9 protein-coding genes and 1 tRNA gene are annotated in these 13,256 nt (G+C 59.6%); 6 read left to right on the top strand and 4 right to left on the bottom strand.

What is annotated here, in order from left to right; all coding sequences use genetic code 11:
- Positions 1–22 precede the first annotated feature (22 nt).
- From rpoD to KGB28_RS13020, 3 genes are all read left to right on the top strand, one after another.
- Entirely contained in the window at positions 23–1,870 is a 1,848-nt protein-coding gene (gene rpoD / locus KGB28_RS13030) for an RNA polymerase sigma factor RpoD (protein ID WP_223445627.1), read from the top strand.
- 122 nt (positions 1,871–1,992) lie between these two features.
- Positions 1,993–5,739 (top strand): bifunctional diguanylate cyclase/phosphodiesterase, encoded by a 3,747-nt coding sequence (locus KGB28_RS13025; RefSeq protein WP_223445625.1) that lies wholly within the window; start codon positions 1,993–1,995, stop codon positions 5,737–5,739.
- A gap of 15 nt (positions 5,740–5,754) precedes the next feature.
- Positions 5,755–5,831: transfer RNA gene (locus KGB28_RS13020), tRNA-Ile, on the top strand.
- A 75-nt stretch (positions 5,832–5,906) separates the two neighbouring features.
- Here the strand turns inward: KGB28_RS13020 and KGB28_RS13015 are convergent.
- Both KGB28_RS13015 and KGB28_RS13010 read right to left on the bottom strand, forming a co-directional pair.
- Positions 5,907–6,212 carry an XRE family transcriptional regulator gene (locus tag KGB28_RS13015; protein ID WP_223445623.1) on the bottom strand — a complete coding sequence of 102 codons (306 nt, stop codon included), beginning with the start codon at positions 6,210–6,212 and terminating at the stop codon, positions 5,907–5,909.
- Positions 6,205–6,570 carry a type II toxin-antitoxin system RelE/ParE family toxin gene (locus tag KGB28_RS13010; protein WP_223445622.1) on the bottom strand — a complete coding sequence of 122 codons (366 nt, stop codon included), beginning with the start codon at positions 6,568–6,570 and terminating at the stop codon, positions 6,205–6,207. The genes KGB28_RS13015 and KGB28_RS13010 overlap by 8 nt, the downstream gene beginning before the upstream one ends.
- Before the next feature lie 581 nt (positions 6,571–7,151).
- Here KGB28_RS13010 and KGB28_RS13005 point away from each other — a divergent pair.
- Positions 7,152–7,460 (top strand): DUF3077 domain-containing protein, encoded by a 309-nt coding sequence (locus KGB28_RS13005; protein WP_223445620.1) that lies wholly within the window; start codon positions 7,152–7,154, stop codon positions 7,458–7,460.
- An 88-nt stretch (positions 7,461–7,548) separates the two neighbouring features.
- On the opposite strand, the gene KGB28_RS13000 is transcribed toward KGB28_RS13005, so the two are convergent.
- Both KGB28_RS13000 and KGB28_RS12995 read right to left on the bottom strand, forming a co-directional pair.
- A complete protein-coding gene (locus tag KGB28_RS13000; RefSeq protein WP_223445618.1) occupies positions 7,549–8,229 on the bottom strand; it encodes a peptidase M41 in 681 nt (226 codons plus the stop codon).
- A gap of 112 nt (positions 8,230–8,341) precedes the next feature.
- Entirely contained in the window at positions 8,342–10,696 is a 2,355-nt protein-coding gene (locus tag KGB28_RS12995) for a glucose/quinate/shikimate family membrane-bound PQQ-dependent dehydrogenase (protein ID WP_223445616.1), read from the bottom strand.
- A 185-nt stretch (positions 10,697–10,881) separates the two neighbouring features.
- Between KGB28_RS12995 and KGB28_RS12990 the strand changes: the two genes are divergently transcribed.
- A complete protein-coding gene (locus KGB28_RS12990) occupies positions 10,882–11,343 on the top strand; it encodes an Lrp/AsnC family transcriptional regulator (protein WP_046039454.1) in 462 nt (153 codons plus the stop codon).
- Between the two features lie 222 nt (positions 11,344–11,565).
- Positions 11,566–13,248: a flavin monoamine oxidase family protein gene (locus tag KGB28_RS12985; RefSeq protein ID WP_057713046.1), complete on the top strand. Its 1,683-nt coding sequence runs from the start codon at positions 11,566–11,568 to the stop codon at positions 13,246–13,248.
- Positions 13,249–13,256: the final 8 nt, after the last annotated feature.

Genomic DNA, 13,256 nt, shown 5'->3' with positions numbered 1-13,256 from the left:
GACCTTCAGTGGATAGGGTGTTATGTCCGGAAAAGCGCAACAGCAGTCTCGTATCAAAGAGTTGATCACACTTGGTCGTGAGCAGGGCTACCTGACTTACGCGGAGGTCAACGACCACCTGCCGGAGGATATTTCAGATCCGGAACAGGTGGAAGACATCATCCGCATGATCAATGACATGGGGATCAACGTATTCGAGGTTGCGCCAGATAAGGATTCCCTTATGCTGGCCGACGCCGATACCGACGAAGCCGCAGCCGAAGAGGCCGCTGCAGCGTTGGCTGCGGTCGAGACCGACATTGGTCGCACTACCGACCCGGTGCGCATGTACATGCGTGAAATGGGTACGGTAGAGCTCCTCACGCGTGAAGGCGAAATCGAAATCGCCAAGCGTATTGAAGAGGGCATCCGTGAGGTGATGAGCGCAATCGCGCACTTCCCTGGCACGGTTGATCATATTCTCTCCGAGTACACCCGCGTCACCACCGAAGGTGGCCGCCTGTCCGACGTCCTGAGCGGTTATATCGACCCGGACGACGGCATCGCGCCGCCTGCGGCAGAAGTGCCGCCGCCGATCGACGCGAAAGCCGCTAAAGCGGATGACGACTCCGAGGACGATGACGCCGAAGCCTCCGATGACGAGGAAGAAGCCGAAAGCGGTCCGGATCCGGTCATCGCCGCCCAGCGTTTCGGCGCTGTCGCCGATCAGATGGAAATCACCCGCAAGTCGCTGAAAAAGCACGGTCGCAACAACAAGGCAACGATTGCCGAGCTGTTGGCCCTGGCCGAGCTGTTCATGCCGATCAAACTGGTGCCGAAGCAATTCGAAGGCCTGGTCGAGCGTGTTCGCAGTGCCCTGGATCGCCTGCGTCAGCAAGAGCGCGCAATCATGCAGCTCTGCGTTCGTGATGCACGCATGCCGCGTGCCGACTTCCTGCGCCAGTTCCCGGGTAACGAAGTCGACGAAAGCTGGAGTGATGCCCTGGCCAAAGGCAAAGGCAAATACGCTGAAGCCATTGGTCGTCTGCAGCCGGACATCATCCGTTGCCAGCAGAAGCTGACCGCGCTGGAAACCGAAACCGGTTTGACCATCGCCGAGATCAAGGACATCAACCGTCGCATGTCGATCGGTGAGGCCAAGGCCCGCCGCGCGAAGAAAGAGATGGTTGAAGCCAACTTGCGCCTGGTGATCTCGATCGCCAAGAAGTACACCAACCGTGGCCTGCAATTCCTCGATCTGATCCAGGAAGGCAACATCGGCTTGATGAAAGCGGTAGACAAGTTCGAATACCGTCGCGGCTACAAGTTCTCGACTTATGCCACCTGGTGGATCCGTCAGGCGATCACTCGCTCGATCGCCGACCAGGCCCGCACCATCCGTATTCCGGTGCACATGATCGAGACGATCAACAAGCTCAACCGCATTTCCCGCCAGATGCTGCAGGAAATGGGTCGCGAACCGACCCCGGAAGAGCTGGGCGAACGCATGGAAATGCCTGAGGACAAGATCCGTAAGGTATTGAAGATCGCTAAAGAGCCGATCTCCATGGAAACCCCGATCGGTGATGACGAAGACTCCCACCTGGGTGACTTCATCGAAGACTCGACCATGCAGTCGCCAATCGATGTTGCAACCGTTGAGAGCCTTAAAGAAGCGACTCGCGAAGTACTGTCCGGCCTCACTGCCCGTGAAGCCAAGGTACTGCGCATGCGCTTCGGTATCGACATGAATACCGACCACACCCTCGAAGAGGTTGGTAAGCAGTTCGACGTGACCCGTGAGCGGATTCGTCAGATTGAAGCCAAGGCGCTGCGCAAGCTGCGCCACCCGACGAGAAGCGAGCATCTGCGCTCCTTCCTCGACGAGTGATCACAGAACCCCCGGCCCAGGCCGGGGGTTTTGCTTTGTACAGATTAAATCCCCCCGCTTCCCCCCTCCGCCCAGTAGCCGTCTACACTCGAAACATTCCCCCGAGCCATAACGAGACCGTTATGCCCAGACTGCCGACCGTGCTTTTTTTGCTGTCGCTGATGACCTGGACCGCAACGGCTGGCGCTCTGACTCTCACTGACGATGAACGTAGCTGGCTGGCGGCTCACCCGGAATTGCGCCTGGGTGTCGATGCGTCGTGGCCGCCCTTCGAGTTTCGTGACGATGAGGGCCGCTACCAGGGCCTTGCCGCGGATTACATCGAGGTCATCCGCAAAAGGCTGGCAACCCGGCTCACGCCCATCGAGCCGGTGAGCTGGACCGCCGTCCTGGAACAAGCCAAAAAGGGCAAGCTGGACCTGCTGCCGGGCATCATGTCGACCCCTGAACGCCAGAAATACCTGTCGTTCACCCGCCCCTATCTGGATTTTCCGATTGTCATCCTGGCCCATGTCGGGGGCCCCCAGCCACATAACCTGAAAGACCTGTACGGCCTGAAAATCGCCGTGGTGGAAAACTACGCCCCCCACGAACTGCTGCGCACCCACCATCCCGACTTGAACCTGGTGGCGATGCCCAACGTCAGTTCGGCGCTGCAGGCGCTGGCCACCGACGAAGTAGACGCCGTGGTAGGCGATCTGGCTTCCAGCGTCTGGAGCCTGCGCCAACTCAAGCTCGATGGGTTGTATGTCAGCGGTGAAACCCCCTATCGCTATCAACTGGCCATGGGTGTACCCCGCGGCAACAAGATGCTGGTCGGCATTCTCGACAAAGTCCTGGCGGACATGAGTCCCGCTGAAATCAGCGCCATTCAGGAGCATTGGGTCGGCAACGTCCTCGATCATCGAACTTTCTGGAATGACCTGTTGGTGTATGGCCTGCCCGGATTGCTGCTGCTGACTATCGTGCTGGCGGTGGTTATCCGCATCAACCGCCGCTTGAGCTCGGAAATCGCCCGCCGGGTCGACCTTGAACAGGAACTGCGCAGCAGCGAATACCACTACCGTGGCCTGGTGGAGAGCCTGTCGGCCATCGCCTGGGAAGCAAAAGTCACCGACTTCACCTACAGCTATGTATCGCCCCACGCCGAAGACCTTCTCGGTTATCCCCTATCCCATTGGCTGATACCGGGCTTCTGGCGCAACATCATTCACCCCGCCGACCTGACCCGTGCCCAGACCTTCTGCGATCACGAAGTGCTGGCCGGGCGCGATCACCGACTCGATTACCGGGTGATCACCGCCGACGGGCGCTGCCTGTGGGTGCGCGATATCGTCAGCCTGATCGAACACGGGCATGAGCCGGTGCTGCGCGGGTTGATGATCGATATCACCGACGCCAAGCGCACCGAAGAAGCATTGCGCCTGTCGGAGCAGAAATTCGCATCCGTGTTCCAGCAATGCCCGGACATGCTGGTGATCGCGCGCCTGAGCGACGGCTGCCTGCTGGAAGTCAACGAAGCGTTCGAAGAACAGATCGGCCTCAAGGCCGAGGACGTCATTGGCCAGACCGCCACCAACCTGAACATCTGGGGGATTCCCGGTGTTGGGCCGGGCCTGTTGCAACGTTTGCAGGCCGGCAGCATCCGCAACCTGGAAATGCCCTTTCGTCGAAGCAACGGCCAGGTGTTTACCGGCCTGATCTCCGCCGAACCGTTCAACCTCGACATGACACCGGCGCTGGTGGTCGTGGTGCGGGACATCACCCAGCTCAAGGAAACCCAGCAACAGTTGCAAACTTCCGAAGAAAAATTCGCCAAGGCCTTCCACGCCTCTCCCGACGGTTTGCTGCTGTCTCGGCAAAGTGATGGCTTGCTGTTGGAGGTCAACGATGGTTTTAGCCGCATCACCGGGTTCAACAGCGCCATGTCGGTGGATCGTTCGGCGCTGGACCTGGGAATCTGGGTCAACCTCAATGAACGCAAGCAAATGCTCGACCTGCTGCACCGAGACGGTTTTGTCCGCGACTTCAGCTGCCATATCCGCCGCAGCGACGGGCAGATCCGCCTCTGTGAAGTGTCCAGCCGTCCGCTGCCGATTGGTGATGAAGACTGCATGCTGACCATCGCCCGGGACATCACCGAGCGGCACCTGATGCAGGAAAAACTGCAACAGGCCGCCACCGTGTTCGAAAGCACCGCCGAAGGCGTGTTGATCACCGATACCCAACAGCACATCAGCGCGGTCAACCGCGCGTTCACCGAAATCACCGGTTACAGCGAAAACGAAGCCCTGGGCCACACGCCACGCCTGCTCGCCTCAGGCCTGCATGACAGTGCGTTCTACGCGGCCATGTGGCATCAATTGACCGCCGAAGGTCATTGGCAGGGCGAGATTTCCAATCGGCGCAAGAATGGCGAGCTGTATCCGAGCTGGCTGACCATCAGTGCCGTGCGCAACCGCGACAAGTTCATCACCCACTTTGTCGCGGTGTTCGCCGACATTTCCAGCCTCAAACATGCCCAGGCCAAACTCGACTACCAGGCGCACCACGACCCGCTGACCGGCCTGCCTAACCGCACGCTGTTCGAAAGCCGCTTGCTGACGGCGCTCAACAACCAGCAGGAAAACGGCGGCCAGGGCGCCGTGCTGTTCCTCGACCTTGACCGCTTCAAGCACATCAACGACAGCCTCGGCCACCCGGTCGGCGACCTGCTGCTCAAGGGCATTGCCGTACGTCTCAAGGAGCAGTTGCGTGACATCGACACCGTGGCGCGACTGGGTGGTGACGAATTCATCATTCTGTTGCCGGGCCTGCAACAATCCAGCGATGCCGACCACATCGCCACCAAATTGCTCAATTGTTTCGCCGCGCCGTTCCAGGCTGGCGAACACGAGTTTTTCATCAGCGCCAGTATCGGCACCAGCCTCTATCCGAAGGATGGCTGCGACGTTGCCACACTGATCAAGAACGCCGACGCCGCGATGTACCGCTCCAAGGCCAAGGGCCGCAACCGCGTCGAAAGCTACACCCGCGACCTCACCGCCCAGGCCAGCGAACGCGTGGCGCTGGAACACGAACTGCGCCGCGCCATCGAACGCAACGAGCTGCACCTGTGCTACCAACCGAAAATCAGCCTCGTGGACTACAGCCTGGTCGGCGCCGAAGCCCTGATCCGCTGGCGCCATCCGACCTTTGGCGACGTGCCGCGGGAACACTTCATCCCGCTGGCCGAAGAAAACGGCATGATCCTGCAAATCGGCGACTGGGTCCTGGAAACCGCCTGCCGGCAGATGGCCGAATGGCACCGGCTGTACGACAGTCCCGGCCCGCTGTCGGTCAACCTTGCCGGCGCCCAATTGCGCCAACCCAATCTGCTGGGCCGTATCGAACAGTTGCTCAAGGACAACGGCCTCAACCCCGGTTTCCTGCAACTGGAAATCACCGAAAACTTCATCATGAGCCAGGCTGAGGAAGCGTTGGCGGTGCTGCATCAACTCAAAAAACTGGGTGTGCAACTGGCCATCGATGACTTCGGTACCGGTTACTCGTCCCTGAGCTACCTCAAGCGTCTGCCACTGGACATCCTCAAGATCGACCAGTCCTTCGTCCGCGGCCTGCCGGACGATCCCCACGATGCGGCGATCGTACGCGCCATCATCGCGCTCGGACGCAGCATGCCATTCACCGTGATTGCCGAAGGGGTCGAGACCCTGGCGCAACAGCAATTCCTCGCTGCCGAGGGCTGTGAACAAATCCAGGGCTACATCGTCAGCCTACCCCTGCCCCCCGACGAATTTGCCGCGACGTTTCTTCGTACAACCGTATTGGATTTTTCGGATAGCACAGCTGCGAAACCATCGCTATAATCCGCGACCTACTGAGGGCCTATAGCTCAGTTGGTTAGAGCAGAGGACTCATAATCCTTTGGTCCACGGTTCAAGTCCGTGTGGGCCCACCAAACAAGAAAGCCGCGCATTGCGCGGCTTTTGCGTATCTGAATAGCCCGAAACAGTAGAGCCATTTTTTAAATCGTTCAGTTGGCAAAGTTTTCGATCTTTACCTGGCCCTCGGGGAAGGTGGCGATGATTTCCAGCTCGCCACCCATAGCGCGGATGTAGTTGCGCAAAGTACTGATGTACATATCCGTTCGCCGCTCCATCTTGGAGATCGCCGCCTGGTTGACATGCAGCGTCCTGGCCAGTGTGTCCTGACTCAACGCTTGCGCCTGGCGCAACTCGTGCAGCGGCATTTGTTCTCGTAGCTTCTGATGCAAGACCTCAACACGCGCTTTAGACTCTGGAGAGCGACGTGCCACCAAATCAGCAAATTTTTTAGCCATTGTCATAGCCCTCTTTCTTCAATGTTTCCAAGTGCTCGTCGTAGAGACGTTCGGCCAGTGGCACGTGTTCCGTATACCAACGCTCCTGGCCGGTTTTATCACCGCCAATCAGCAGAATCGCGCTGCGCCGTGGATCAAACGCGTACAGCACACGGTACGGCCTGCCAGCGTGCTGCACCCTTAGCTCACGAAGGTTGCCATGCCGTGAACTCTTGATATCGCTGGTATGTGGAAAACCCAAGTGTGGGCCATCCTCGCCCAGCAACATCACCGTGGCCTGAACCGAGTCCTGTTCGGCCTCGTTCAGGTGATCCCACCAGGCCTCAAATTCATCCGTGTATTCGACGTCCCATTTCATACAAATATGCCACCAAAGGAATATAACCTCAAAGGAATAAATGTATGAGCTTCAGAGGTGCCCAACCACCCTGATTCCTCTGTCAATTGTTAACGATGGTTACTGGTAGAGGGTTTGCCGTTTCGCCAATTGCTTCAGTGCCCTCATGACAACGCGGGAACCAGGCGTTTGGCTCAACTACTCAGAGGATGCACCGGCCTGGAAAATCGCTCGTCGCGCCAGTCTTCGTTTACAGAGGGTGTCGCAATATCGGATGACGTCCGTAAACCTTGTAGGCAAACTCCGAATCTTGCTTTTGGGCACTTTGCTGCCTTGTTGCGCTTTTCTTCGACGGGATAGTCTCCGGACGTCGCTGACCATTCAGCGATCGGGCTTGGAAACCCGTCAGATCACAGTGCAACAGTACCCCTACCGCGATTCCAGACGTTTTTTACGATTGCGAATTTTGTGTTATGGCAGCTGTGCGTGGGACGCCTTCAGGCGTGCCGGTTCTGTGGTCTCCGGTTTTCCAACCTGCGCACAGCCGCCACCTATTCGCTTGGAAACGAACGTGGCGACTACTCTAATCTTGGAGTAAGACCATGATAAAAACAGATTCCTCTGCGTCATCAGAACTAAAAACCGTCGGCTTCACCCCCTTCCTGTATCTCTCGAGTCAACCCCTGTTCCACGTCTGCCGCAACGTCCCCATCGCCGACGCCTTGGCCCAGGCCTCCGACCTGCTGTTCCTCGCCAAGTCCCTGACCGTGGACGCCGCCTACACCCAAGACTCCGACCGCCACGCCTGGGCCGCGCACTACCTGACGACGATGAGCAAAGCGGTGATTGATGATGTGGTGAAGGTGCTGACGCGAAGGCCTGTTCGATCGAGATCGGATGCAGATCAATAGAACAATATTCACAGAGTCTGAAAATTCCCAAAAAGGGACCGAGCGTTCCCTTTTTGGGACTGATAGAGCCAGCCTCTTCGGCCCTTCGTTATTTCCAGTGCTGAACAACATCACTGCAACTGTCAGTCCAAACACGTAACGAAGGGATGGCCTGCACCACCCGCAACCGTTCCAGCATCTGCCCCGTCAACACCACCTCATACGTATCCGTCGCCCGCCCCCATTGCTCCACAAGAGCCATACCGTCCACCAGCGCCACAGCCAATTCGGCAATCGTCCCAGCCTGATCTTCGATAATTTCTTGAGTCCGAATCCAGACCCGATCAGTCATCGATTTAAGCTCAGCCGAAATGCGCTTACCCGACGCTGGATCGGTATCCGGGCAGGCAATATTGCGCAGCAGATGCTGAAGCTCCCTGATTTTTGCGTAATCCTGTTCCGCCCCCTGCTCGCCTTTGAGGATGGCCGTGGCTTTGGGCTTGTCGACGCGTTTTGCGGCTGAAGGTTTTGAAGGCAGGGTCTGCGCCATTGCGCCAGCCAGGAGCACCATCATCCGGGCTTCCAGATGTTCCTTCATGGCTTCCATCGACAAAATTGGGCGCACCAAGGTAATGGAGGCCCCTCCCTGGTGCCGCAGATCCTTGGTCACTGTCAGGGTAACGCCGCCCGTTTCAAACCCCAGGGCACGGGCCACCACGTAGTGCCCCATTTCGTGATGGGCGATCTGCAATGCACGGTCCCGTACAGCAGCAGGTAGCTTCGTTGTCATGTCCTTCGCCTCGCACCCTCGACTGCCTCAATCCTAGCCGATTTCCACACAGGCTCTTTCGCCCAACAAAAAGCCGCGCAATGGCGCGGCTTTCTGACTCAAGCTTCAACCCTTACTCGGGCAAAGCGTAGGCAATCACATAATCCCCACGATCCGTCGACTGACGCGCACCGCCCACCGTCAGCAGAATGTACTGCCTGCCGGTTTTCGGTGAAACGTAAGTCATCGGCCCTGACTGGCTGCCCACCGGCAAGCGCGACTTCCAGATTTCGTTGCCGTTGCCGGTATCGAAGGCGCGCAGGTAGAAGTCCTGGGTGCCGGCGAAGAACAGCAGGCCCGACTGGGTTGCCAGCGAAGCGCCGAGGGTCGGCATGCCGATCGGGATCGGCAGGTGCATGCGGATGCCCAGCGGGCCGGTGTCTTGCACGGTGCCGACCGGAACTTGCCACATCAGTTTGTGGGTCTTCAGGTCGATGGCCGACATGGTGCCGAACGGTGGTTTCTGGCACGGAATGCCGACCGCCGAGAGGAAGCGCTCGCGCATGGCGCCGAACGGTGTGCCTTCCTGGGGTACCACGCCCATTTCGATACCGCTGGCCCCGACTTTGATCTTGTCGCGCGGGATCATGTAGTTAGCCAGGCCCAGGCGCATGTCGTTGACGAACATGTAGTGGGTGTTCGGATCAACCGAGACGCTGCCCCAGTTCATGCCGCCCAACGAGCCCGGGAATTGCAGGGCGCGATCCATGCCCGGCGGGGTGTAGACGCCTTCGTGGCGCATGCCTTTGAACTGGATTCGGCACATCAACTGATCAAACGGCGTGGCGCCCCACATGTCGGACTCGGTCAGGGTCTTGTTGCCGATTGACGGCATGTCCACCGAGAACGGCTGGGTTGGCGAGTAGCGTTCGCCAGGAACCTTGCCTTGCGGCACCGGACGCTCTTCGACGCGGGCAATCGGCACGCCGGTTTCGCGGTTGAGCAGGAAGATCTCGCCCTGCTTGGTGACTTGCGCCAAGGCTGGCTGGGTGCCGCCCTTGTCGTCCGGCACGTCGTACAGCAGCGGCTGTGCCGGCAGGTCGAAGTCCCACAGGTCGTGGTGGGTGGTCTGGAAGTGCCAGCGCACCTGGCCGGTCTTCACATCGATAGCGACGATGGACGAGCTCCACTTGTCGTCGAACTCGGTGCGTTGACCGCCGAAGAAGTCCGGGGTGGCGTTGCCGGTTGGCAAGTAAACCAGACCGAGCCTGGCGTCGTAGGACATGGCCGACCACACGTTCGGCGTACCACGGGTATAGGTCTCGCCGGCCGGCGGACGTTTGGTGGTGTTCGGGTTGCCCGGATCCCATGCCCATACCAGTTCACCGCTGCGCACGTCGTAGGCACGCACCACGCCCGGCGGTTCGCCGGTGGAGTAGTTATCGGCCACGCGGCCGCCGACGATCACCACGTCACCTGCGACCAATGGGGTCGAGGTTTGCTGGTAGTAACCGGGCTTCACTTCGCCCATGTCGGTGGTCAGGTCAACGGTGCCCTTGTTGCCGAATTCTTCGCAGGGCTTGCCGGTGTCGGCATTGATGGCGATCAGGCGCGCATCGCCGGTCGGCAGAAACAGACGTTTCGTACAGGCGGTTGGCTGAGTGTCCGAAGACACCGGGGTTTCGGAGTAACCCAGGCCACGGCAGCGCTGCCAGTTGGGCGCGGTGCCTTGCGGGTCGAACTTCCACCGCTGGGCGCCGGTGTCGGCGTCCAGGGCGAAGACTTTGCCGTAGGCGGTGCAGGTGTAGACCGTGTCACCGATTTGCAGCGGGGTGTTCTGGTCTTCGGCACCGGCGCCGGTACTTTGCGGGATGTCGCCGGTGCGGAAGGTCCAGGCGACCTGCAACTTGTCGATGTTGCCCTTGGTGATCTGGTCCAGCGCGGCAAAGCGGTTGCCGGCGGTGGTGTTGCCCCAGTGCGCCCAGTCTTTCTGCTCGGTGCCCGGAGTGACCGGCGTTACCGCAGGTACAGTGGTGTTTTTGACCACGTGGGTCGGCACGAACATGTAGGCCATCGTCGCAACGACGCCCACACCCAGAATGCCAGCCAGAACGTAGGCGCCACGCCCGCCGGTCGCGCCCGAAGCGCGGACCAGGGTCGGATAGATCAATGCCACCACCAGACCGATCACGGCGAAGGTCAGTACCCGCGAGACCAGCGGCCAGTATTCGAGGCCCGCATCCCAAACGGCCCAGATCGCAGTGAGGAGCAACGCCACACCATACAACCAGGCGCCAAGTCGCTTGCGCCGGGCAATCATCAACCCGGACGCCAGCATCGCCAGGCCCATCAGCAGGAAGTACCAGCTGCCACCCAGCGCGATCAGATAACCACCGCCACCGGCCAGGCCGAGCCCGATCAGTGCAATCAGCACACCCAGCCCCGCCAGCAACCATTTGCTGCCGGCGGCAGCCCCAGAATTGTTCATGTCGGAAATTTTCCCCATTTGTGACAAGGGCGGAATAATGTACTACCTAGTTACTTATGGCAATTTGTCGCAGGCAAAAATGTCATGAACGGTATTGAGGCTGGATCAAATCTCCGTCGCGAGCGTCCTGCAGGAACTGCCTGTAACATGCTTGCGCACTGATCCATGCCGCTGGAGATAACCCTTTGCCTGACACTCGCACGCCTGTTCTCGATGAAATCGACCGCCAATTGATTGCCGCCCTGCAGATCAACGCCCGCGAGAGCGTGGCCATGCTTGCCCGACAACTGGGCATCGCCCGTACCACCGTCACTTCGCGCCTGGCGCGGCTGGAAAAGGCCAAGGTGATCACCGGTTACGGCGTGCGCCTCGGCCAGCGGGTGGTGGATGGCGGGTTGCAGGCGTATGTGGGGATAACCGTGCAACCGCGTTCCGGTAAAGAGGTTTTGCGCCGACTGAGTGCGATGGCGCAGGTGCAGCAGTTGTGTGCGGTGAGTGGCGAATTTGATTATGTGGCGTGGTTGCGCACCGATTCGCCGGAGCAGCTGGATCAGTTGCTGGATCAGATTGGCAGCGTGGATGGGGTGGAGAAGACCACGACCTCGATCATCTTGAGTAGCAAGATTGATCGGGGGCAGCCGGTTTGAGTTCCTGCCTGTAGTTTTTTGGGTGCCAGGGCTGGCCTCTTCGCGAGCAAGCCCGCTCCCACAGTGGTCAGTGTGTATTGATAGATCGTCATACTGATCAAACAAATAGCATAATGACGACACTTTGCGTCTTATTAACGTGTTCTGTGCTCTCTAGAATGGCTGGCATCTTTTCCTATACTCAGATGCGCATTCCGCGTCGGGTCGCCAGCAAGGTCAGCCATGAACAAGAACAATCGCCATCCTGCAGACGGTAAGAAACCAGTCACCATTTTCGGCCCGGACTTTCCTTTCGCCTTCGACGACTGGATCGAGCATCCGGCCGGGCTGGGCAGCATTCCCGAGCATAATCACGGTGCCGAAGTGGCGATTGTCGGCGGCGGGATCGCCGGCCTGGTGGCGGCGTATGAGCTGATGAAGCTGGGCCTGAAACCGGTCGTCTACGAAGCTTCGAAAATGGGTGGCCGCCTGCGCTCCCAGGCGTTCAATGGCGCCGAAGGCATCGTTGCCGAACTGGGCGGGATGCGCTTCCCGGTGTCGTCCACCGCGTTCTATCACTACGTCGACAAGCTCGGTCTGGAAACCAAACCCTTCCCCAACCCGCTGACGCCTGCGTCGGGCAGCACGGTGATCGACCTCGAAGGCCAGACCCATTACGCACAGAAGCTGTCGGACCTTCCTGCGCTGTTCCAGGAAGTGGCTGACGCCTGGGCCGATGCCCTGGAAGCCGGTTCGCAGTTCTCCGATATCCAGCAAGCCATCCGTGATCGTGATGTGCCACGTCTGAAAGAGCTGTGGAACACCCTGGTTCCGTTGTGGGACGACCGCACCTTCTACGATTTCGTCGCCACCTCCAAGGCCTTCGCCAAGCTCTCGTTCCATCACCGTGAAGTGTTCGGCCAGGTCGGTTTCGGTACCGGCGGCTGGGACTCGGACTTCCCGAACTCGATGCTGGAAATCTTCCGCGTGGTGATGACCAACTGCGACGATCACCAGCACCTGGTGGTCGGCGGCGTGGAACAGGTGCCGCAGGGCATCTGGCGCCATGTGCCGGAGCGTTGCGCACATTGGCCGGCCGGCACCAGCCTCAGTTCGCTGCACAACGGCGCACCGCGTACCGGCGTGAAGAAAATTGCCCACGCGCCGGGCGGCCGTTTCGCCGTCACCGACAACTGGGGCGACACCCGCGAATACGCGGCCGTGCTGACCACCTGCCAGAGCTGGCTGCTGACCACCCAGATCGAATGCGACGAAACCCTGTTCTCGCAAAAGATGTGGATGGCTTTGGACCGCACCCGCTACATGCAGTCGTCGAAGACTTTCGTGATGGTCGACCGCCCGTTCTGGAAGGACAAGGATCCGGAAACCGGCCGCGACCTGATGAGCATGACCCTCACCGACCGCCTGACCCGTGGCACCTACCTGTTCGACAACGGCGACGACAAGCCGGGGGTGATCTGCCTGTCGTACTCGTGGATGAGCGACGCGCTGAAAATGCTGCCGCAGCCGGTGGAAAAGCGCGTGAAACTGGCGCTGGATGCGTTGAAGAAAATCTACCCGAAAGTCGACATCGCCGCGCGAATCATCGGCGACCCGATCACCGTTTCGTGGGAAGCCGACCCGCATTTCCTCGGCGCGTTCAAAGGCGCCCTGCCCGGCCACTACCGCTACAACCAGCGCATGTACGCGCACTTCATGCAGGACGACATGCCAGCCGAACAGCGCGGGATCTTCATCGCCGGCGACGACGTTTCGTGGACGCCGGCCTGGGTTGAGGGTGCGGTACAGACCTCGCTCAACGCGGTATGGGGCATCATGAAACACTTCGGCGGTGCAACTCACGCCGAGAATCCGGGTCCAGGAGATGTATTCAACGAGATCGGACCGATCGCCCTGCCCGAGTAAGAGGAATC

The organism is Pseudomonas sp. BF-R-19 (assembly GCF_019956445.1).
In the GTDB taxonomy this organism is placed as follows: Bacteria; Pseudomonadota; Gammaproteobacteria; order Pseudomonadales; family Pseudomonadaceae; genus Aquipseudomonas; species Aquipseudomonas fluorescens_BH.
This window is presented reverse-complemented; position numbering and strand designations above follow the sequence as displayed.